The 20555-nt window shown below is 63.7% G+C and carries 19 protein-coding genes; 10 read left to right on the top strand and 9 right to left on the bottom strand.

Features of this window, described 5'->3' with window-relative positions; genetic code table 11:
• Positions 1-16: 16 nt before the first annotated feature.
• The 5 genes from ACERNI_RS15125 to ACERNI_RS15105 form a co-directional block, all read right to left on the bottom strand.
• Entirely contained in the window at positions 17-640 is a 624-nt protein-coding gene (locus ACERNI_RS15125; RefSeq protein ID WP_448834087.1) for a YdeI/OmpD-associated family protein, read from the bottom strand.
• A gap of 145 nt (positions 641-785) precedes the next feature.
• Positions 786-1829 (bottom strand): GDP-mannose 4,6-dehydratase, encoded by a 1044-nt coding sequence (gene gmd / locus ACERNI_RS15120; RefSeq protein ID WP_448834086.1) that lies wholly within the window; start codon positions 1827-1829, stop codon positions 786-788.
• Positions 1759-2967, bottom strand: coding sequence for a glycosyltransferase (locus ACERNI_RS15115; RefSeq protein ID WP_448834085.1), 1209 nt, complete (start codon positions 2965-2967; stop codon positions 1759-1761). The genes gmd and ACERNI_RS15115 overlap by 71 nt, the downstream gene beginning before the upstream one ends.
• Positions 2968-3173: 206 nt before the next feature.
• On the bottom strand, positions 3174-4385 hold the full coding sequence (locus ACERNI_RS15110; RefSeq protein ID WP_448834084.1) for an FAD-dependent oxidoreductase: 1212 nt from the start codon (positions 4383-4385) through the stop codon (positions 3174-3176).
• Positions 4386-4528: 143 nt separating this feature from the next.
• Positions 4529-5503, bottom strand: coding sequence for a helix-turn-helix transcriptional regulator (locus ACERNI_RS15105; protein ID WP_448834083.1), 975 nt, complete (start codon positions 5501-5503; stop codon positions 4529-4531).
• A gap of 440 nt (positions 5504-5943) precedes the next feature.
• Here ACERNI_RS15105 and ACERNI_RS15100 point away from each other — a divergent pair, with 440 nt between their 5' ends.
• Both ACERNI_RS15100 and ACERNI_RS15095 read left to right on the top strand, forming a co-directional pair.
• Positions 5944-6834 carry a hypothetical protein gene (locus tag ACERNI_RS15100; protein ID WP_448834082.1) on the top strand — a complete coding sequence of 297 codons (891 nt, stop codon included), beginning with the start codon at positions 5944-5946 and terminating at the stop codon, positions 6832-6834.
• A gap of 163 nt (positions 6835-6997) precedes the next feature.
• Positions 6998-8425, top strand: coding sequence for a DUF1254 domain-containing protein (locus tag ACERNI_RS15095; protein ID WP_448834081.1), 1428 nt, complete (start codon positions 6998-7000; stop codon positions 8423-8425).
• 185 nt (positions 8426-8610) lie between these two features.
• On the opposite strand, the gene ACERNI_RS15090 is transcribed toward ACERNI_RS15095, so the two are convergent.
• Together ACERNI_RS15090 and ACERNI_RS15085 are read right to left on the bottom strand one after the other, a co-directional pair.
• Complete coding sequence (locus ACERNI_RS15090; protein ID WP_448834080.1) at positions 8611-9474, bottom strand: bile acid:sodium symporter family protein; 864 nt, start codon at positions 9472-9474, stop codon at positions 8611-8613.
• 325 nt (positions 9475-9799) lie between these two features.
• The gene (locus ACERNI_RS15085) at positions 9800-10504 is read right to left on the bottom strand and encodes a TetR/AcrR family transcriptional regulator (RefSeq protein WP_448834079.1); all 705 of its coding nucleotides are present in this window, start codon (positions 10502-10504) and stop codon (positions 9800-9802) included.
• Positions 10505-10591: 87 nt separating this feature from the next.
• Between ACERNI_RS15085 and ACERNI_RS15080 the strand changes: the two genes are divergently transcribed.
• From ACERNI_RS15080 to ACERNI_RS15070, 3 genes are all read left to right on the top strand, one after another.
• Positions 10592-10759, top strand: coding sequence for a hypothetical protein (locus ACERNI_RS15080; protein WP_448834078.1), 168 nt, complete (start codon positions 10592-10594; stop codon positions 10757-10759).
• Positions 10760-10779: 20 nt separating this feature from the next.
• Positions 10780-11496: a DUF2270 domain-containing protein gene (locus ACERNI_RS15075; protein ID WP_448834077.1), complete on the top strand. Its 717-nt coding sequence runs from the start codon at positions 10780-10782 to the stop codon at positions 11494-11496.
• Positions 11497-11577: 81 nt separating this feature from the next.
• Positions 11578-13512: an alkyl/aryl-sulfatase gene (locus ACERNI_RS15070; RefSeq protein ID WP_448834076.1), complete on the top strand. Its 1935-nt coding sequence runs from the start codon at positions 11578-11580 to the stop codon at positions 13510-13512.
• Between the two features lie 77 nt (positions 13513-13589).
• On the opposite strand, the gene ACERNI_RS15065 is transcribed toward ACERNI_RS15070, so the two are convergent.
• The gene (locus ACERNI_RS15065) at positions 13590-15488 is read right to left on the bottom strand and encodes a heavy metal translocating P-type ATPase (RefSeq protein ID WP_448834075.1); all 1899 of its coding nucleotides are present in this window, start codon (positions 15486-15488) and stop codon (positions 13590-13592) included.
• Positions 15489-15746: 258 nt separating this feature from the next.
• Positions 15747-16223, bottom strand: a complete 477-nt coding sequence (locus ACERNI_RS15060) for a helix-turn-helix domain-containing protein (RefSeq protein ID WP_448834074.1) — start codon at positions 16221-16223, stop codon at positions 15747-15749.
• 158 nt (positions 16224-16381) lie between these two features.
• Between ACERNI_RS15060 and ACERNI_RS15055 the strand changes: the two genes are divergently transcribed.
• The 5 genes from ACERNI_RS15055 to ACERNI_RS15035 all read left to right on the top strand — a co-directional run bounded on the left by ACERNI_RS15055 (position 16382) and on the right by ACERNI_RS15035 (position 20509).
• Positions 16382-16852 (top strand): FAD-dependent monooxygenase, encoded by a 471-nt coding sequence (locus ACERNI_RS15055; RefSeq protein ID WP_448834073.1) that lies wholly within the window; start codon positions 16382-16384, stop codon positions 16850-16852.
• A gap of 193 nt (positions 16853-17045) precedes the next feature.
• Positions 17046-17669, top strand: a complete 624-nt coding sequence (locus tag ACERNI_RS15050) for an ABC transporter substrate-binding protein (RefSeq protein WP_448834072.1) — start codon at positions 17046-17048, stop codon at positions 17667-17669.
• Between the two features lie 199 nt (positions 17670-17868).
• Complete coding sequence (locus ACERNI_RS15045; RefSeq protein ID WP_448834071.1) at positions 17869-18213, top strand: DUF2322 family protein; 345 nt, start codon at positions 17869-17871, stop codon at positions 18211-18213.
• Between the two features lie 339 nt (positions 18214-18552).
• On the top strand, positions 18553-19161 hold the full coding sequence (locus ACERNI_RS15040) for an ANTAR domain-containing response regulator (RefSeq protein ID WP_448834088.1): 609 nt from the start codon (positions 18553-18555) through the stop codon (positions 19159-19161).
• A gap of 4 nt (positions 19162-19165) precedes the next feature.
• Positions 19166-20509 carry a CmpA/NrtA family ABC transporter substrate-binding protein gene (locus ACERNI_RS15035; protein WP_448834070.1) on the top strand — a complete coding sequence of 448 codons (1344 nt, stop codon included), beginning with the start codon at positions 19166-19168 and terminating at the stop codon, positions 20507-20509.
• Positions 20510-20555: the final 46 nt, after the last annotated feature.

Below are 20555 nucleotides of genomic sequence, written 5' to 3'. Positions count from 1 at the left end.
TGAATGTCGATCAGTCCTAGCGTTCCATCGCGCCTTTCCCCGCCAGGATCCTGTCGCGAAAGCCGGCGATGCGTCTCAGCCTGGTTTCGGCCTGCTTCGCGGAGCTGAGATTGATCACATAGCTCTTCTGGCGCCCCGGGGTCAGGGCGTGAAACGCTTCCGCAAGGGCGGGATCGGCGTCCAGCGCTTCCGACAGTTCTGCTGGCATGTCGTAGCCGCCGGTATCTCTGGCGGGCTTCACGCCTTCCCGGGCGTAGCCGATGGCTTCGCGCAGATAGGCATGGATCACCGGCTCCAGCCTGGCGACGTCGTCATTTGAGGTGAAGCGGATCATGTCCGGCGATCGGGTATTCTGTCCCTGACGCTCCAGCACCGCTTCCGGGTCCCGCATCAGGGCGGCGTTGAAGAAGCACAGGCGGAAGTCGTTACGGAATGCGCCAATGATCGCGATATTGCGCTGCCCGTGCATGTAGCAGGGATGGGCCCATTTCACGGCCTCCGTCAGTCCCGCCCCGAGGCAGATGGCGCGCAGGCTGCGAAGACCCGTCTCCCAGGGGCGCGTCGCACAGTCCGGCGTGTCGAAGCGGTTACAACGTCCGCATCCCCGGGTGAAAAAGTCTTCAATGTCGACAATCATCATGCCAGGCGATGTCGTGGTTGAAACGGGACTGCATGAGCGGGCGATAGCATCCGCGCGCCGGAATGAAAGCAGGCTTGCCCCGTCGCCGGGAGCGTGGATCAACGGTCGCGGATGGGACAGGTCGATCCGGGCCGAAACCAGGCGGTCAGCTGGCCTGGCGCCGTACCGGCGTTTCGCGGGCAAGATCGGCTTCCACCATCATCCGGGCGAGTTCCGCCACCGTGGTCGCCGGCCGCCAGCCCAGGCGCTGCCTCGCCCTGGCCGGACTGCCCAGCAGCAGATCGACCTCGGAGGGGCGCCGGAAGGCCGGATCAACCTGAACGAGGCGGCGTCCTGTCTCCGAGCACCGGCCCACTTCATCATCGCCGCATCCGGTCCAGTCCAGGTCAATGCCCGCCGCCGCGAAGGATTGGCTGGCGAAATCCCGGACGGTTGTGGAGACGCCGGTGGCGAGAATGAAGGTGTCGGGCTCATCGGCCTGCAACATCCGCCACATGCCGTCGACGAATTCACCAGCAAAGCCCCAGTCCCGTTTTGCGTCGAGATTGCCAAGGGTCAGGCGCTCCTGCAGGCCAAGGCGGATCCGCGCCGCGCCCATGCTGATCTTGCGGGTGACGAATTCGGCGCCGCGCAGGGGCGATTCATGGTTGAACAGAATGCCGGAGCTGGCAAATATTCCGTAAGATTCACGGTAATTTACCGCAGACCAGTGACCGAACAGCTTGGCAACCCCGTAAGGGCTTCTGGGATAGAACGGCGTGTCCTCCGTCTGGGGCATGCCTTGCACTTTCCCGAACATTTCGGCGGATGACGCCTGGTAAACCCGGATTGCCGGGTTCACGATGCGGACTGCTTCAAGAAGCTGCAGGGCGCCCACAGCTGATATCTGCGCCGTCAGCGTTGGCTCCTTGAAGGAGACAGCCACGAAGCTTTGCCCGGCGAGGTTATAGACCTCGTCCGGCTCGGCGAGCGTCAGCGCGCGAATATTGGAGCCAAGATCCGTCAGATCATGCTCAATGAACGAGAACCTGTCGTGCCCTTCGACGCCCAGATAAGCAAGACGCCAGAAGTTCTGCGTGCTTGTTCTTCTGTGTCCACCGAACACACGGTATCCCTTGTCAAGCAGATGTCTGGTCAGATAGGCCCCGTCCTGCCCCGTTACTCCTGTCACGAAGGCGCGCTTCATCATTCACCCCCATTTGCCTGGCTGTATCCGCGCCGCCATGCGCCCGCCACTTCGCCAGCACCAGATCCCTGAACTGGCGACGGAAGCGATCAATGGAAAACCGCCCGGCATGTTGCCGGAGGGTTTCAGGATCGAACGTGATCGTGGAGGCTTCGAACTTCGCGATGACATCGCACACGGCCTGCGCGCTCTGCTCCCAGAAATGAAAGCCGGTGACGCCGTCGATCACGGTCTCCGAGGCGCCGCCCCGTCCAAAGGCCAGAACAGGCGTGCCGCATGCCTGGGCCTCCAGCGGCGTGATGCCGAAATCTTCCTCCGCCATGAAAATGAAGGCTCTGGCTTCCTGCATGTGCTTCCGCAGCACATCGTCCGGCTGGTACCCGAGGACTGAAACATTCGGCCCGGCCGCCTTCAGCGCATCCCCGTATTGGGGGCCATCGCCAATCACAACCAGCTTTTTGTCCGGCATCAGCCGGAAAGCCTCAATAATCAGCGGGATTTTTTTGTAGGGCACCATCCGCGAGGACGTAAAATAGTAATCGCCCTTTGTTCCGCCAATCTGAAAGTAATCGGTATCGACGCCTGGATAGATAACGTCCGACGTGCGGCGGTACGCCTTGCGGATGCGACGGCCAATATATTCCGAGCAGGCGATAAAATGATCAACGCCATTGGCGGTGCGGGTATCCCAGATGCGGGCCTTGTGCAGAACGGCTCTGGCAACCAGCCCGCTCGGCCGTCCATCGAAGCGCTGTTCCCGCAAATACTGGTTTTGCAAGTCCCATGCATAACGCATCGGCGTATAGCAGTAACATATGTGCAGCTGGTCCGGGCCGGTGATCACGCCCTTGGCGACAGAATGGCTGTTCGAGATAATAACGTCATAGCCAGACATGTCGAGTTGCTCGACAGCGACCCACATCAACGGGAAAAAATAGCGGTATACGCTGGATAGATATTTAAATTTCTGAAGAAAACTGGTCCGGAATGATTTGCCCATATATTGGGATTTGAAGCCGTCTTCGCTGAAGTCGACCAGGCAAAACAGGTCGGCTTCGGGAAACTCCTTCAGCATTTCGGATAGAACTTTCTCGGAACCGGCATAGGTTACGAGCCATTCATGGACGATGGCCACCCGCATCTCAAGCTCCCTCGTTCGATCAGAGTGCAGGATGGGTTCTACGTGCAGGTGCTGGATCGTTATGCCATCGCCCGTTGATTGAAAGCTGTCCGTTTGGCGTGGCCTTTAACCGCGATCTACCACTTTGGATGCTGGCGCCATCGCCGGCATTGCGTTGCGACGGCAACGGGCAAAGACAGTCGGCAGGGCGCAAGGGGCGGGGGCGATCAACCAGGCGGCGGGCCTGTCAAAATGTGCTCGCGACGCACGCCAAGGCCCAAAAGCCAGGCCGGCAGCGCCTGCAACGCGGGCACGGCCTGCAAAAGACGGACGAACGCGGGGGCGTGGGGCGCTTTCTCCTGCATGGCGGCGCCGATGACCTTGCGGTGGACGAGGCGCTGGATGGTCTGGATCGTTTTGACGGCCAGCATCCGGCGCTTTTGCACCAGATGCAGCAACGGGTCCGGATCGTCACCCCGCGCCAGCGGCGCCGCCAGGATATTTGCCGCAGCGACGGCGTCCTGAATTGCAAGGTTGATGCCCACGCCGCCAACCGGCGACATGGCGTGCGCCGCATCGCCGATGGCCAACAGACCTGGCCGGCTCCAGCTGGTCAGGCGATCCAGCGACACGGTCAGCAGCTTTACATCGCTCCAGTCGGTAATGGCGTCGACATGCCCGGCGAGGGCCGGGGCCGTCGCCACCACATCCGCCCGGAACCGCTCCAGGCCCGCAGCCCGCACCCGGTCCGCCGCGCCCTTCGCAATGACGCGGGCGCATTGAAAATAGTCGCCGCGATCGATGGTGACGATCATCTCGCCCCGGTCAATGTAGCCCTGGGTGCGATTGTCGGGCGTGCGGGGTTTGGGTACGCGGAACCAGAGCACGTCGATCGGCGCTCCCAGATCCTGCCGCGACAATCCGGCGGCCTCGCGCAGCACGGAGCAGCGCCCGTCGGCGGCGATGACCAGCCTTGCTTCCAGCGCCTCGCCGTTGGCCAGCCGCACGCCCCCGATCCGCTCCGCGTCTGCGATCAACCCGACCGCTTCCGCCTCCATCCGCAGGCTGAAATCAGGGAGCTGCTGCGCCTGCGTCGCGACGAAGTCGAGAAAATCCCATTGCGGCATCATGGCGATGAAATGCGCCGGACCCGGCAGCCGGCGGAAGTCGGCAATCTTGTATTCATGGCCGCCGATGATGGCGCCAATCGTTTCGACCCTGTCGTGCTTGCGGGCGAGCAGGGCGTCCAGAAGGCCAAGCTCGCTGAAGATGTCCAGCGTGGACGGATGAACCGTATCGCCGCGGAAGTCCCTGAGGAAATCCTTGTGCTTCTCAAGCACGACAGTGCGCACGCCCATGCGGGCGAACAGCAGCCCGGCCATCATCCCGGCCGGGCCGCCGCCAACGATGAGGACCGGAAGGCTGGAGCGGGCAATCATGGGGTCAATCCAGGGTTCTGGCCAGGTTTCTTGCCAGGCTTCGGGCGCCGGCTGGAGCGTATTCAGGTCCGGCAAACTGTCCGCATTGCGGCCTCATGGGGAAATACGCTTCCAGAATGTCGATTGGGGCCTGGCGGGAGGCATCATCGGGGTGCAAATGTTGCATTCCCTCCCATCTGCGCCTGCTGGCGAAAGCGCCGGGGCGTAAGGCCGGTCATGCGGCGGAACGCCCGGGTGAAATGGGCATGGTCGGAATAGCCCGAGGACAGCGCGATATCGATAACCTTGATGTGCGTTTCGCGCAGCAGCCGGCTTGCGTTCTCGTATCGCGCCGCGTCCACCAGATCAGAATAGCTGAGGCCCGCCTGAGCGAGTTTGCGTTGCAGGCTGCGGCTGCTGAGGCCGGCGATTTCGGCCGCCTCTGCGAGGCTGGGGGGACCCTGATCCAGATAGGTCGGCAACAGCCGCTGCAATGAGGCGATGATGTCATGGCCGGCCGGATCATCTTCCGTTGCACTTTCTGGCGACGGCTTGATTGCACCCGGGTTGGCGAGGCTGAGATGCGACATGGGCACATCAATCCAGGAGGCCGGTTGTCCGGACAGGAAGCGGGTGTGCGGCCAGAGGGCCCGGGTGTCGCGGGTTGGCGTGTAACGGGATTCAAACGCGATTGTCGCCGGATGCCAGCGCGGACCCGCAAAATGCCTGACGATATGTATTGGGAAGATCAGCTGCAGCCATTGCGAATGCTCCAGATGTGGCAGGTCGCCTGTCCCGGCGAGCTTGCTGCAGATGCGGATCTGGTCGCCGCAGCGCTCCAGCCACACGCGAAGAATGGTGTCCTCAAAGGGCGCCCATTTGCAGACCTGTTGCAGGGCGACGTACAGGGTTGGCGCATGGCCAAGCATCGTCAGCATCTGTTCGCTCAGGTGGCAAAGCTGCAATTGGCGCGCCGCCTGAAAGCCAAAATCCGGAATGCCCTGCACCTGTTGGGCGGCCTGCGCGAACTGGATCGTCGGCAGGAGTGGAATAAAAAGCTGCGCTTTTTCAACGACGCACGTTGGCAAGCGGAATTTGTCCAGCAATGACTCCGAAGCAACGCCCATGTCGGCGAGCACGTCAACGAAAGGGATCAAAAATTGACAGCGCGTCAATGGAATCCCTGTCATTGGAAGCTCCAGCTCTAAACGATCTGTCTATTCCTGCATGTGGGGTTTTTCGTCAGGCTGGCGCTCCGCCAGGCGCTGGGCGCCGCCGCATAACATGCCTTGCGTATGGCCATCCGCAGGGCAAAGGCATGCGGCCATTCCCTCACCTGAATTCTGTCGATCCTGATTAATTTGGCAAGTGAATTCAGCCATGACCGCGCCTTCGGACGATGTCGTCGAATGTTTGTGAACAGTGCTGCGACGCCCACCCGCCCGCCAGCGGTTGGGCCGGCATTCTGCCCAAAGCAGGCGCAGTGGCGCGAAATGGCAAGATTTTCGCGGCAACAGGTATGAAATGCCCATGAAGCTGCCCAGACAAAACGCGGCGGGGACTACACCTGGGAGGCGAGATGATGACGGCGAGGATCAGCCTTGCGGCTTTGGCCGGCCTTGCGCTGTGCAGCGGAGGGGCGCTCGCGGCCGATCTTCCGGCGGCCGCGCCCGGGCCGGCGAGCCTTGCGCCGTCGCCGTGGACATTCAGCGTCATGCCCTATGGATGGCTGCCGGCGCTCAACGGTTCGACAACGGTCCGGGGGCGAACGGTCGACATCAACGCCAGTATTGATCAGGTTCTGGACCGGAAAATTCCGGAGCAACTGTTTGGCATGATGGGGGCCTTCGAAGCCAGGCGCGACCGTTTCTCGGTGATGGCCGATCTGGCTTACATGAAACTGGGCGCGGATGGCGGCGGCGTCCGCAGCGTCCAGCCTCAGGTTGGCGGCGAGGTCGGCGCGCGCGCCTCGGTGCAGTTCCAGATGGTCATTGCTGAAGTGGCCCTGGGGTACGAACTGTTTCGCGTGACATCGGGAGAATCCGAAACTGCGCTCGATATCTATGGCGGCGGTCGCTTCTGGTGGCAAAACATCGAGGCGGACCTGGACCTGGCGGCGGGCCTGAACATTGATGGCCTTGCCATCCGGCGGGGCCGGGCTTTCGCGAAATCTGGCGACGTGACCTGGGTCGATCCGCTGGTCGGCCTGCGGCTGCGCCACCGCTTCTCGCCGAAGCTCGACATGGTGTTGCGTGGTGATGTCGGCGGTTTCGGCGCGGGCAGCAAATTCTCCTGGCAGGCCATGGGCTACGTCAATTGGGAGTTCGCGCGCACGGAGCGCGCCGCCTGGAGCGCCATGATTGGCTATCGCGCGCTTTACGTCGACTACGAGACGGGCGCCGGCAACAAACTGTACCGGTACGATATGCTGACACATGGACCAATTCTGGGCGTGACAGCGCGGTTTTGAGCGTCTCGACGCCCTGGGGAGATGATGGGCGCGAGCAACGCGCGCCATGGAGGCCACGGTGGGGCGCCTTGGGGAATTTGGCCAGGTTGAACCCGGTTTCATTTCGTCGCTTTGTTGCGAACTCGCGCAAACGAACACTTGCGAACATGTTGGGGAGACTGTCATGAATATTACGCGCAGAGCTGCGGCGTTTGGCGGACTCAGCTTGCTGGCGGTCGCGGCGGCAAGCCGCACGGCCCTGGCCCAGCAGGGCTCGTTCCTCGGCATCGAAGATGGCCTTGAGGACTTCTGGACGGCAACCAACGCCTATATCTATGGCTATCCCCTGGTGACCATGGAGCTGACCCGCCGGGCGCTGACCAATGTGGCGGAGGCCACGGGCGCCAAGGCTCCGATGGGACAGTTCATCAAGATGCGTCACTACCCGGACGCGTCGTTCCGGGATGTCACGGCGCCAAATGCCGACACGCTTTATACCACGGCGTTTTTCGACGTCGGCAAGGAGCCATGGGTCCTGAGCATCCCGGACATGCAGGATCGTTATTTCCTCATGCCCATGCTGGATGGCTGGACAAACGTGTTCCAGGTTCCCGGAAAACGGACCACCGGCACGGCGGCGCAGACGTATGCGATCACCGGGCCGGGCTGGAAGGGCATTCTCCCGGCTGGCGTTCGGGAGTACAAGTCGCCAACCAACATGGTCTGGCTGCTTGGCCGGATCTATTGCACCGGCACGCCGGAAGACTATGCCGCCGTGCACAAATTGCAGGACCAGTTCCGCCTGGTTCCGCTGAGCGCCTACGGCAAGACCTATACGCCGCCCGTCGGCAAGGTCGACCCGTCCGTTGACATGAAAATGTCGGTGCGGGATCAGGTGAACCGGATGGACGCCGTCAGCTACTTCACGCTGCTCAGCGAGCTGATGAAAACCAATCCGCCTGCGGCGGCGGACGCGCCCGCGCTCGAGAAATTCGCACGCATCGGTCTCGTTCCTGGACAGCCCTTCGATGCGGGCAAGCTCAAGGCCGATTTTGTCAAGCGCATACCCCAGGTCGGATTCGACCGGATCATGCTGCAGTTCAGGATCAATGACGCGGTCACGCACGAGAAAGGCTGGGCCTTTACCACCAAGACAGGCGTCTACGGTACGAACTATTTGATGCGCGGCCTGATCACCGCCATTGGCCTTGGCGCCAATCGCCCGCAAGACGCGGTCTATCCCACGTCAACGGCGGACGCCGATGGCCGCAAGTATAACGGGGCCGATACCTATGTCATGCATTTCCCCAAGGGCCATCTGCCGCCGGTTCAGGGCTTCTGGTCGCTGACCATGTATGACAGCCAGTATTTTTTCGTGGAGAACCCGCTCAACCGCTTTTCGATCAGTCCAAGGCAGGATCTCAAATCCAATCCGGACGGCTCCACCGATCTCTACATCCAGCACAAATCGCCCGGGAAGGACAAGGAATCCAACTGGCTTCCCGCGCCGTCGGGAGATTTCATCCTGATGCTCCGCATGTATTGGCCGGACGAGGCGGATCCCTCGATCCTCAATGGCACCTGGAGCATCCCGGCCGTCAAAAAGGTCTGAACGCATCTCCCTGTGGGTGTGTCTGATGGGCAGGTCTTGCGCCAGAACCCGGTGAGCATGACGCTCCGGGTTCTGGACAGGCCCGGCCAGCCGCGCCGCTGTGATCAAGGCGTAGCGGCGATCCCATGGGGATCGCTCCAGATTGCGCCAGTTGCATGGCGACCAGGCGTCTGCGCCCATTGCGTTCAGGCTGCCTGGTGGTCCCGCTGCGCCGCCGCGATGGCCACGCGCCGCCGCCAGCGCAGATATGGCAGCGAGACCACCGCCGAAGTCAGCAGGTAGCAGGCAAGGGTGACCACGACGCGCGGCCCGGGAAACACTGTTGCAATGATCACGGCGACGCCCAGATGCCGCGTCGCGCAGGCAATCGCCAGGGTTGTCCTGTCGCCGTCGAGCGGACCGCCGCAGAGGTGGCCAATGAGGGTTGCGATCGTCACCAGCAACAGCAGGGCGACCAGTCCGATGGCGTCAATCTCCGCCAGCATCCGCCAGTGCGTCCCCAGCAGGACAACAGCGCCAAGCGCCAGAACCAGTCCGGCAAGCGCGGAGATCCGGCCCGCATGGCGCTCCGCCAGCACGGGAAAAATCCGGCCGGCAATCATGCCGACGAGAAGCGGCGCCAGGAAACTGATCGCGATGGCCGACGCGACATTCCTGATGGAAATCGGCGACGACGCGCCAAAATGGTGCGCAAACAGGGCAAGCCATGCCGGGGCCAGCACAATCGCCAGCAGGGACGATATCACCACCAGGCTGAAGCTGTAGGCGCCGTTGCCGTAGGTTTGCAGTTTCCTCGGCAGCAGCGGCGCGCCGGCCGACACGGCAAGAACCAGCAATGCCGCCCGCGTGCTGCCGCTGAGCGGCAGCAGCTTGGCCAGCGCGAAGCTTGCCAGGGGAACGAGCGCGTACATGGCAAGGATCGAGCGCAGCAGCAGACCCGGCCGGCGCAACAGGAAGCTGGCGTCGGAGAGCCGCGCGCCGAGGCCGATCGCCATGATCAGCAGGGCCACGCTGATTTTGATGGCAATCAGGGAAATCGTCGTCAGCATTGTTGCGATCTCACATCCTGAGCCTGCAGCTCGCGCCATTTCCCGTCGATAGGGATCGGGGATCGTTCCGGCGACCCCTGTTTTGAACGAATTCTGATCAGGCAGGCGGTTCTGTCTGGTCGCAAAACATCCGGACGGGTTCCAGTTTTCCGGCCGGCGGCGGTGATGACAACGTGAAGTTGCGCCAGGCCGCCGTCAATCAACGAAAAATATGCTGGCTACGGGGCGGCCAGGCAACGGGGATGTGTGACTGACCTTTTGCAGGGAGGCATTCACGCGACGGGCCACATCCGGCAAATCAGGCCCCGTTTCATGCCAGGGGCGGTCAAGCCATTGGGTGGTCTGGACTGGCGGGCCGCCGGTCGGCCGCGCGGATGAAGCCGGTCATGGCCTCGGCGATGAAGGGCGCCGTGCGCCGGTCCTCCAGGGTGAAGGGGCCGGGATTGACCTGAACGATATTGTTCAGCGCGCCAAACAGCATCTGGAACGCCAGCCGGATCCTGTCGACGGCGCCCTCGTGCGCCTGCGGCGGCAGGAACGCCAGTATGTGGGGCATGGCGCACGAAATATTCAGCTCGCCCAGCTCGCGGATCGGCGTCCACATGTCCCGTTCGCCATTGGCAAGGCGCAGCGACGCCCGCACCAGCCCCTCATGGCGCCGGTACCAGATCAAGGCTCCCCTCGCGATCGCCCCGACCAGCTGGTCAAGGGTTTCCCAGGAGGCGTTCTCATAGCTCGCGTAAATTTCCCGGCGGGCGCCTGTCACAACAATGCGTTGCAGCGCGTTGACAAAGGCGTCCTTGTTTTCAAACCGGCTGTAAAAGGCTCCAACCGTCGACCCCGTGCGCTGGCACAGGGTTTCGATCGACAGCCCGTCGAAATCGACGTCGTTCAGCAGGGTCAGACCTTCGTTGAACAGCCGGATCACCAGTTCACGGCTGCGCGCCTGATGGGCTGGCCGCATGCCGGCGGAGATGAAGCCCTCCAGCATGCCGGCATTCAACACATTGCGAACGGGAAGCGTGCTCATGGCTTGACAGCTTTCAAATCAGAATTATGGTTCTGAAAAATAAGAATATGAATTCTCATTCTTTATCTGGCCTGATTCAAGGAAGCAATGCGCAATCATCGTCCTGATATCAACCCGGCGTCTGGGGCGCCCGGCGCGGTCATCGAAGGCATCGGCCTTGCCCTGCCGCCCGCGGACGCGGCGGCGGCCGAAATGCGCTACGCCCTGACCGCACATGGCGTCATCTGCTTCCAGAAGCTGTCCGTCTGGCATTAGTCGCGATACCGGAGGCGGCCATGGATACGATCGAACCGGCCATCAGCGTGGCGCGTCCGGAATTCAATGCGGCGGAAATCGGGGCGATTGCCCATCTGTATCGCGCTGAAGTCTACCGCAGCACCATCTGGCGCACCCGCCTGGACAACACCACCAACTGGGCGATCGTCACCATGGGCATCGCCCTGTCGACCACCTTCTCCAGCCGCGAGGCCTCGCCAGCGCCCCTGCTGCTGGTGGGGCTGCTGCTGGCGCTGTTTCTGGCCCTCGAAGCCCGGCGTTACCGCTATTTCAACGTCTGGCGCGCGCGGGCGCGATGGCTGGAAGCCAACCTCTACGCGCCGATGCTGGCGGACGCGCCGGCTTCTCCCGATCAGGCTTCTCCCGATCAGGTCTCGCGTGACCCGACCTGGCGCGACCGGCTGGCGCGTGACTACCTGACGCCGCGCCATCATATTTCGTTCGCCGGATCGGTGGGGCGCAGGTTGCGCCGCAGCTATGTCTGGATCCTCGCCATCCAGACCGCGGCCTATTGCATCAAGATCGGCGTGCATCCCGTTCCTGCGTCCGGGCTGTCGGAGATCGTGGAGCGGGCGGCGCTGGGGCCGTTGCCCGGATGGCTGATCCTGACAATCGGCGTCGTCTACAACGCAGGCTGGATGATCCTGGCGCTCACCTCATGGTGGCGGGATCGCCAGAAACACGGCGGCAGGAAAGCAAATGCTTCCATGGGATAGGCCGCAGCTCATCGCCGCGCGCCCATGCCGAAACGCGCCGCGCCGGCGCCAGCGACAATTCAGAACCCAAAGGATGGCTACATGACCACGCACGATTCCGGCCTGGCTCCCAGGGAGGCGACGCAGGCGGTCGCCGATATGCACGCGGCGACCCTGAAAACCCTGCCGTTCGGGGACACGCAAGATTTCGCCGATGCGGCGCGCGGCTTTCTCGGCGCGATCGACAATGCGCATATTGTCTCGGACAGGGGCCGCACTGTCTGGAGCCTCAAGGACTATGGCTTCCTGGCCAGCGAAGAGGCGCCGCTGACGGTCAATCCGAGCCTGTGGCGGCAATCGCGGCTCAACATGCATCATGGCCTGTTTGAGGTTGTGCCTGGGGTCTATCAGGTGCGAGGGTTCGACATCGCCAACATGACCCTGATCGAGGGCGAAACCGGCGTGATCGTCTATGACGCCCTGTCGGCGATCGAGGGCGCGCGGGCGGCGATCGAACTCTACTACAAACATCGCGGTTACAGGCCGGTCGTCGCCATCATCTTCTCGCACACCCACGCGGATCACTGGGGCGGCGCGCGCGGCGTCGTTGATGAAGCGGCGCTGGCGAGCGGCGCGGTGCCGGTGATCGCGCCCGACCTGTTCATGGAGCACGCGGTTTCGGAAAACATTATCGCCGGACCGGCAATGCTGCGCCGGGCGCAATACCAGTTTGGCCCCCTGCTGAAGAAGGGCCCACGCGGTCAGGTTGACGCCGGCCTGGGCAAGATGATCTCCGCGGGCGGCGTGGCGCTGGTGCGGCCGACGGACCTGATCCGCAAAACCGGCGAGACGCGGACCATCGACGGCATCGAATTTGAATTCCAGATGGCGCCGGAAACCGAGGCCCCGGCGGAGATGCACCTTTACGCGCCGCGGTACCGGATGCTGAGCCTGGCGGAGAATTGCACCCACAATTTCCATAACCTGCTGCCATTCCGCGGCGCGGAGGTGCGCGACGCGCTGGCGTGGTCGAAGTATCTCGATGAGGCCCTGCACATGTGGGGAGACAAGGCCGAGGTGATGTGCGGCCAGCATCACTGGCCAGTCTGGGGGCAGGAGCGGGTCGCCGCCATGATCCGGCAACAGCGCGACCTGTACAAATTCGCCCACGACCAGACGGTGCGCCTGATGAACCACGGGCTCACCGCCGCGGAAATCGCCGAGACCATCCGTCTGCCCGCAAGCCTCGAACAGGCCTGGCACGCCCGGGGATATTACGGCCACATCCGCCATAACGTGAAGGCGATCTACCAGAAGTATCTGGGCTGGTACGACGCCAACCCGGCCACCCTCGACCCGCTGCCGCCGGTTGAGAGCGGGCGCAAGTTCGTCGAATACATGGGCGGCGCCGAAGCGATTCTCGACAAGGCGCGCCGGGATTTCGACAGGGGCGAATTCCGCTTTGTCGCCCAGGCGCTAAGTCACCTGACGTTCGCTGAGCCGGACAACGCGGCGGCCCGCGCCATGCTGGCCGACACGTTCGAGCAACTCGGCTATCTGGCGGAAAGCGCCACCTGGCGGAATGCCTATCTGTTTGGGGCGCAGGAACTGCGCCACGGCATGCCGTCGGTTCCGTCGCGCGGGGGCATGCCGCTGGAAACCGTCGCCGCCCTGCAGACCGGCCAGGTGTGGGACATGCTGGCGGTGCGGCTGAACGGCCCCAAGGCGGAAGGCCGGCGCATGGTGCTGAACTGGGCGCTGACGGAGCCCGACGAACACTGGGCGATGACGCTCGAAAACAGCGCCCTGACCTGCATCGCCGTTCCGCCGCGCCCGGCCGCCGATCTCACCATCACCCTGCCGCGCGCCATGCTGAACCGCATTATCGCCGGGCAGACAGATTTTGCAGCGGCTGCCGCAGCCGGTGACATCGTGATGACCGGCGACGGCGCGCGACTGGTGGAGCTGATGTCGCTCATGGACGAGTTTCCGCGGATGTTCGAAATCGTCGAGCCAAAGCGCGCCGCCATATCCTGAGCACCGCAGCGGTCGACTTCGCATACGGGCGCCGCTTCGAGCGGCGCCTTTTGTGCGAAGAAAGTGAGCGGCGCGCTTCAGCGTGGGTCAGGGGTCCTGATCCTGTCCGACAACAGGCGCAAGCCGTTCAGAACCACAAGAACGGTCCCGCCTTCATGCCCGATTACCGCAAGCGGCAGCGGCAGGTTGAAGAACAGGCCGCCGGTGACCAGCACCAGCATGGCGCCGATGGCGAAGATGAAATTCTGCCGCATGATTGACACCGTGCGGCGCGCCAGATGGTGCGCCTCGGCAAGTTTTCGCATGTTCTCCGACAGAAGGGCGACATCGGCGGCCTGAAGAGCCACATCCGACCCGGCCGCGCCCATGGCGATGCCAACGTCAGCGCGGGCGAGAGCGGCAGCGTCATTCACGCCGTCGCCGACGAAAGCGACAGCCCCATCGCGCGCCAGTTCGCCAATGGCGTCCACCTTGTCTTTCGGCAACATACCGGCGCGGATATCCTCTGGCGCGATGCCGAGCTCGCCGCCAATGCGCAGCGCCACGGGCCTGCGGTCGCCGGTCAGCATGACGATTTTACGGACGCCGCTGTCACGCAGCGCCTGCAATGCGGGCGCGGATGTGGCGCGCGCTTCATCCGCAACGGTCACCGCGCCAAGCACTTTGGGACCGCGTCCAAGGTAGACAACGGTGCGCGCCCCTTCCTCCAGTTGCGTCAGGGCCGGGTTGTCAATGGTCGCCCCCATGGCGGAGGCCATGCGCGCGTTGCCAGCCCATACCTGGCCGACGCTGTCGCGGCCGAGTATCCCGGCGCTTGGATGAGCGCTGACATCGGTGACAGCGACGCCTGTCAGTCCGCGCGCCGCCGTCTCACGGAGAATGGCTGCGGCGATGTGATGTTCAGAGTGGGCCTCAACCCCGGCGAGCAGCGACAGAAAGCCGTCTTCATCGCCATCGGACGCGACAATCTGATTGATCGTGGCGCGCCCCGTCGTCAGGGTGCCGGTCTTGTCGAAGGCGAAGGTTTTCACCGCCGCCAGGGTCTCAATGGCGCCGCCGCCCTTGAACAGCACGCCGCCGCGCGCCGCCGCGGACAGGGCCGACAGGATGGCGGCGGGCGCAGAGATGACGATCGCGCAGGGGCTGGCCGCGACAAGCAGGGTGGCGGCCCGGTACAGGGACTGCTCCCAGTCGCGCCCCAGGAGGAAGAAGATGACGAAGGCGAGCGCCGCGCCGACGATAACGGCGACAGTATAGCGTTGGCCGAACCAGGCGCTGAAGCGCTCGGACGGCGCCCTGGCCTCCTGCGCCTCGGTCACCAGCCTGATCATCCGGGCGATCGTGCTGTTGGCGACGGTGCGGGAGACGACCACCTCCAGCACGCCATCAAGATTGATGGTGGCCTCGAACACCTGCTGGCCTGGTTCCTTGGAGACCGGCATGGACTCGCCGGTGATATTGGCTTCATCAATGCCGCCCCGACCGTGGGCGATCACTCCGTCGGCCGGCACGCGCGCGCCCGGACGCAGGATCACAACGTCGCCGACCACAAGTTCCGAGGCGGGGATTTCAACGACGGAGCCATCGGCCGCCTTGCGTGAGGCCGTCTCAGGTCGCAGCGCCATCAGCGCTTCGACGGCGCGGCGCGCCCGGCCGAGCGCCCGGTGCTCGAGCGTGGTGGAGACGCTGAACAATGTCAGCAGCACCGCGCCTTCAAACGCCGCCCCGACAACGGCGGCTGCGACAGCCGCGGTTATCATCAGCAGATCAATGTCCAGAATACGCTGCTTGTACAGCGAGGACAGCGCGCTCCAGGCTGTTGGAACGCCGCCTGCAAGAAAAACGAGCGTGACGCCTGACCATTTCAGGAGCGCGTGGCCGCCTGCCGGGCCCCAGATTCCAGCCGCGGCCAGCAGAAGACCCAGTACGGTCACGAGCGACAGGCATGTGGGAAGATCGAAAGAAAAACGCTTCATGTACTGATGGTCCAGATTGTGCGCCGGGCGCGGCGGTCTGCTTTGCCGACGATCTGTCGTCGCCGTTGGCGTTAGCGTTAACGGATGCCATGGCGGAGCGCCCCGCTACTGCAAGACCGCTGGCGCGCCTTGTCGGGGAGCGGCGCTCCATGAGGATATGATACGCGGTCAAAGGATCGCAACCAGAAGGCCCAAAGCAGAGCGGCGGGGGCGTCCCGGTTCAGCCTGTCCAGAGTCGCGAGGATGGACGGGGCTGTCTCACAACAGACGGCGGGTGCTCTGTGACGGCGCGCTGATCAGGGCCGCCTCCAGCGAGTCGAGAATGTTCTCGAGGGTAAACCGTTGCCCCCATAGCCTGTCTTGCGCAGTTTCGCTGTCCTCAAGGGCGGCGTCCCGGGCGGACATGGCTGTATTCGCGTATATGTTCAGCAGGAACAGCCGTTGATAAAGTAATTCTGAAGCTACTTTTATCATTTTCTTCAGCTGATCAAAGCAGGCGACATGGGCCGAATTCCAGCGGTTATCGAGCGCACGGGCGAGCGCCTCCCGATTTGTAGCATGCAGATGTGAGGTAAACCGCATATATCCGCGCCACTGCGGTTCATTCTCAAGCTCTTCTTTCGAGCCAAAATGATAGTGAATGGCCGCGTTACTCTTCTGGCCGGCCGCCGCAACAATCTGCTGGACGGTGACGGCGTTCAACCCGTGATGGGCAAACAGGAGTTGGGCCGCCATTCTTGATACCAAGGCCCGGTGAGCTTGACTCACCGGGCCTTGGTGAAGCCCGTGCGGCGCTTGAGCAATTCAGAATGCGGATGCGTCAGCATCTTCGCATTCTGGTATGAGTTGCGCCCTGGTCTGGATTGAAGGCGCGCGTCCCCCTTCCGGGGCTCTTGACTTTGGGTCAACTGGCGGAGGAGCGCTACGGCGCGCCGATGTACAACGTCCACCGGGCCGATCTCATCAACCTGCTGCGCGACGCGCTGCCGGACTGCAGCCTCAAACTGGGCGCCAGGTGCGAATCCATCAGCCAGAGCGCGTCCGGCGTCACCGTTACGCTGGCGGAAGGCAAAACGGTTGAAGGCGATGTCCTGATCGGATGCGACGGCATCCATTCCGCTGTCCGCCGGGCCATGCGCGGAGATGAGGAAAAGCACGACGCGCGGATTCTGATGTGGCGATCGCTGATCCCCGCTGAAAAGCTGGAGGGGCTTGGGCTTGAGGAACGCGGCAACTACTGGTTCGGCCCGGGGCGGACGCTGATCACCTATTGGGTCCGGCCGAAGAACCTCTACAGCATCCTGGCGTCGGTCCCCGCCAGCGAAGTGACGCGGGAGAGATTGGTCCGACAGTGGCGACATTGATGAAATGCTCGCCTCGTTTTCGGACGCCTGCCCGCGCGCGCTGCAGATGCTGCGGCAGTGCGAGACCTCGTTCATTACCGTATGTGTTACCGCGACCCCATCGACGTATGGACGGAAGGGCGGGTGGCGCTGCTTGGCGACGCGGCGCATCCGATGGTCACGTTCCTGGCGGCGGACGCCGGACAGGCGATCGATGACGCCGTGGTCGCCTGTCGCGCTCTGCTGCGGGCGGCTTCGACCCCGCCAGCATCTGTCTCTCGGGCGAGCCGGCCGGCGGCGGGCTGGCCATCGCCCTGGCGCTGGCGTTGATTTCTCGTCGTTCATTCTGCAGACCCAGGCTTCAAAGGCGAAGGTCGTCGCCCTGGCGAACGCCGGGGGCGACCTGCTGAACTCGATCAAGGCCGCCAATGATTTCGCGGTGGCGCCGGGCCAGCGCCTCGTGCCCATCATCGGCGCGATTACAGAGGTTCACGCGCCCGGGCCCAAGGCCACGCAAGGCATGCTGATGCTTGAGCCCTTCTACTGGAACCAGTCGGAGAGTTCGCGCAAGTGGAGCAAGAGATACAGGGACGTCACGGGCAAGATGCCGAATTTCGTCCAGGCGGGCGCCTATTCCGCCACCATGAACTATCTGAAGGCGGTGAAAGCCGTGGGTGCGGACAACCCGGCCGTAGTGATAAAATATCTGAAATCCCAGCCCATCAACGACATGTACGCCCGCAACGGGCGCATCCGGGAAGATGGGCGCATGGTGTACGATCTGAATATTGTGGAAGTGAAAAGGCCAACCGACATATCTGAAGACTGGGACTATTAGACAATCAGGGAAGTTGTTCCCGGTGATGAAGCGTTCCAGCCGCTCGCGGAATCGCGCTGCAAGCTGGTGAGGTTGTAACGGCGCGTCGCGGGGAGGGGGCCACCTCCCCGTCGCCAGGCCGCGACCGGAAGCGGCGCAATGGCGGAGACGCGGACAAGGTGTTACACGCCCGCAGGCAACCAGTTCAGGGATTTGGGGAATGCAGGCGATGATTCAGCCGGGCGCGACGTTCAGGGACAATCTGCAGCAATTGCCGCCCATTGATGGCGTGCAGCGCATCGATCTTCTGGATGGCAATGGCGCCGTGATCGCCAGCATCGAAAACCTGCCGGGCAAGCAAGGCTCCCTGGCTGTCTATCAGTACCTGAGGCAGGCCTTTGCCGTCCTCGACGCCAGGGCGGCCGGGCACGGCCTCGACGTGTTCGCCGAGCATACGGCTGATGCGCGCAGCCGCCCGGGCGCGCACCCGAATATCGACCGCCTGCTCGCCATCGTCGCTGGCGGCGCGCCGCTAAAGATTGAGGTCATCGCCGCCGGTTGCTGATCTGACCCAGCCGCGCGCTGCGCGGCAGGCGAAACCAAAGCCGAAAACAAAGACAAAGCCAAAATCAGAACTGCGGCGGCGAGCCCGTGAAGGACGCCGCCGCCTTCGCGCCGCAACCGGCGCGCAGGGCGCGGCGCCAGCGCCGCCAGCCAAAGCCGGAGCCACCGGGGTCCGGGAGGCTGTGCAGATCTTGCCGCCTGGACTGTCGCGCCCTTCGATGCCAGCCGCCACGGTTCCGCATCAGGCTGAAACCGCCGCAACAGGCATATGACCCGCCGCGAGAAATTGGCACAATTATTGCTTTTCGCTATTGGGCGAAACGGGATCACATGGCTTCACATGAGCGGCGGAACGCCAGAACAGCGACAAAAGCTCCGCGTTGCCATTGTGGAGGAGAACAGCATCCGGGCTGCGATCCTTGTTGATGGCCTGCACGACGCAGGGATCCTCGACACCCATGTGGTCGCCGGAACCGGCCAGATGCTCCGCCGGCTGGCCGACCTGGAGCCGGACGTCATCATCATCGGCATCGAAAACCCCAGCCGCGACGTGCTTGAGCAGATGTTCCAGATGTCCAGGCTGGTCGCCAGGCCCGTCGCGATGTTCGTTGACCACTCGGATGGCGAGATGATCCGCGCGGCGGTCGAGGCGGGCGTGTCCGCCTACGTCGTGGACGGCCTGCGCAAGGAGCGGGTCAAGGCGATCGTCGACATGGCGGTGACCCGCTTCCAGGCATTTGACCGCCTGCAGCGCGAGCTTGACGCGGCCCGCAACGAACTCGCCGCCCGCAAGATTATTGAACGCGCCAAGGGCATCCTGATGCAGAGCCGCCAGATGACGGAGGAGGAGGCCTATGCGCTGCTGCGCCAGACGGCGATGAATGAAAAGCGAAAACTCGTCGACATCGCCCAAAGCCTTGTGACGGCGGCGTCGCTGCTCGGGAAGTAGATCTATGGGACGCGACACAATGTTCAGGAACGGGCTCAGGGACGCCGGCGGCGCGGATGGGGTTGGCGCGCCGGCAGCCGGTCCGGGCCATGTTTCCGGCGCGCGCGGCGCCGTCAGGGCGCCCCGGCGCGTCGTGCGCGCCGGCTTCATTCCACTCATTGACATGGCTGTTCTCGTTGCGGCCGAGCGTCAGGGATTTGCGCGACGGGAAGGGGTGAGCCTCGAACTGGCGCGCGAGGTGTCGTGGTCGAACATTCGCGACCGGCTCGCGGTCCGGCAGTTTGACGTGGCGCACATGCTGAGCCCAATGCCGGTCGCCGCCCAGATTGGCGTTGGCTCGAATCCGGCGCCCTGTTTCACCCCCTTCGCGCTTGGCGGCGGCGGCAACGCCATCACCCTGTCGGTGGCCCTGTACCGGGAGATGCAACAGCTTGCGGGCCTCAGCGGAACCGAGGGCGCGCTGGCGAACGCGCGGGCGTTGCGAGCGGTGATCGCGCGGCGCAAGCGCGACGGCGAGCGGCCCCTGGTGCTGGCGATGACCTACCCGTTTTCATCGCACAACTATGAACTACGCTTCTGGCTCGCCGCGGGGGGCATCAATCCCGACCGTGACGTCGCATTGATCGTGACGCCGCCGCCGATGACCGCAGATGCGCTCGCCTCCGGCGTGATTGATGGTTTTTGCGTCAACGCGCCCTGGAATGTCATCGCGGTGGAGAGCGGCGTCGGGCGCATTGTCGCCACCAAAGCGGACATCTGGCCGGCGGCGCCCGAAAAAGTGCTTGGCGTCAGCCCGGCCTGGGCCGGGGCGAATGACGAAACCCTGATGCGCCTCATCGTTGCCCTTGATGCGGCGGCGCGCTGGTGCGATGTCCCGGACAATCATGGCGATCTCGCCGACATGCTGGCGGATCCGGCCTGCATCGGCGCGGCGCCGGAGATGATCCGCCGCCTGCTGCGGGGGGAGCTGTCCGTTGACCCGGCTGGCCAGACGCGGCGCATCGACAGCTATGTCACTTACCACGCTGGCGGCGTGAACTTCCCGTGGCTCAGCCAGGCGCGGTGGATCTACAGCCAGATGATCCGCTGGGGACAGGCCCATTGGGATCCAGCCAGGCTGGACAGTGTTGCGGCGGCCTACCGGCCCGACATCTACGGCGCCGCGCTCTCCGGGCGGGCCCAGGACATTCCGGCGGTTGACAGCAAGCCTGAGGGCGCCGCCACCCCAACCGTGGTGGCGACAAACGGGGGGCAGTTGCAACTGGCGGCGCAACCATTTCTGGATGGGCGCATGTTTGATCCTGAAGACCTGCCGGAATATGTGCGCGGCTTCCCGATCCGCGCCTGAGGTTGAAGGGCGCCCGGGATGAGGCGGACGAAGCGCTCCCGCGGGT

The organism is Camelimonas sp. ID_303_24 (genome assembly GCF_053543495.1).
The sequence above is the reverse complement of the archived record's forward strand: the minus strand, read 5'-3'. Positions and strand labels throughout refer to the sequence as shown.

Bases quoted from the DNA above. Each gene is read 5' to 3' on its own strand.
- ACERNI_RS15110 (WP_448834084.1), bottom strand. From the start codon at position 4,385: ATGATTGCCCGCTCCAGCCTTCCGGTCCTCATCGTTGGCGGCGGCCCG.
- gmd (WP_448834086.1), bottom strand. From the start codon at position 1,829: ATGATGAAGCGCGCCTTCGTGACAGGAGTAACGGGGCAGGACGGGGCC.
- ACERNI_RS15060 (WP_448834074.1), bottom strand. From the start codon at position 16,223: ATGGCGGCCCAACTCCTGTTTGCCCATCACGGGTTGAACGCCGTCACC.
- ACERNI_RS15115 (WP_448834085.1), bottom strand. From the start codon at position 2,967: ATGCGGGTGGCCATCGTCCATGAATGGCTCGTAACCTATGCCGGTTCC.
- ACERNI_RS15040 (WP_448834088.1), top strand. From the start codon at position 18,553: ATGAGCGGCGGAACGCCAGAACAGCGACAAAAGCTCCGCGTTGCCATT.
- ACERNI_RS15045 (WP_448834071.1), top strand. From the start codon at position 17,869: ATGCAGGCGATGATTCAGCCGGGCGCGACGTTCAGGGACAATCTGCAG.
- ACERNI_RS15075 (WP_448834077.1), top strand. From the start codon at position 10,780: ATGGATACGATCGAACCGGCCATCAGCGTGGCGCGTCCGGAATTCAAT.
- ACERNI_RS15125 (WP_448834087.1), bottom strand. From the start codon at position 640: ATGATGATTGTCGACATTGAAGACTTTTTCACCCGGGGATGCGGACGT.
- ACERNI_RS15100 (WP_448834082.1), top strand. From the start codon at position 5,944: ATGATGACGGCGAGGATCAGCCTTGCGGCTTTGGCCGGCCTTGCGCTG.
- ACERNI_RS15090 (WP_448834080.1), bottom strand. From the start codon at position 9,474: ATGCTGACGACGATTTCCCTGATTGCCATCAAAATCAGCGTGGCCCTG.
- ACERNI_RS15095 (WP_448834081.1), top strand. From the start codon at position 6,998: ATGAATATTACGCGCAGAGCTGCGGCGTTTGGCGGACTCAGCTTGCTG.
- ACERNI_RS15050 (WP_448834072.1), top strand. From the start codon at position 17,046: ATGACGCCGTGGTCGCCTGTCGCGCTCTGCTGCGGGCGGCTTCGACCC.
- ACERNI_RS15035 (WP_448834070.1), top strand. From the start codon at position 19,166: ATGGGACGCGACACAATGTTCAGGAACGGGCTCAGGGACGCCGGCGGC.
- ACERNI_RS15080 (WP_448834078.1), top strand. From the start codon at position 10,592: ATGCGCAATCATCGTCCTGATATCAACCCGGCGTCTGGGGCGCCCGGC.
- ACERNI_RS15065 (WP_448834075.1), bottom strand. From the start codon at position 15,488: ATGAAGCGTTTTTCTTTCGATCTTCCCACATGCCTGTCGCTCGTGACC.
- ACERNI_RS15070 (WP_448834076.1), top strand. From the start codon at position 11,578: ATGACCACGCACGATTCCGGCCTGGCTCCCAGGGAGGCGACGCAGGCG.
- ACERNI_RS15085 (WP_448834079.1), bottom strand. From the start codon at position 10,504: ATGAGCACGCTTCCCGTTCGCAATGTGTTGAATGCCGGCATGCTGGAG.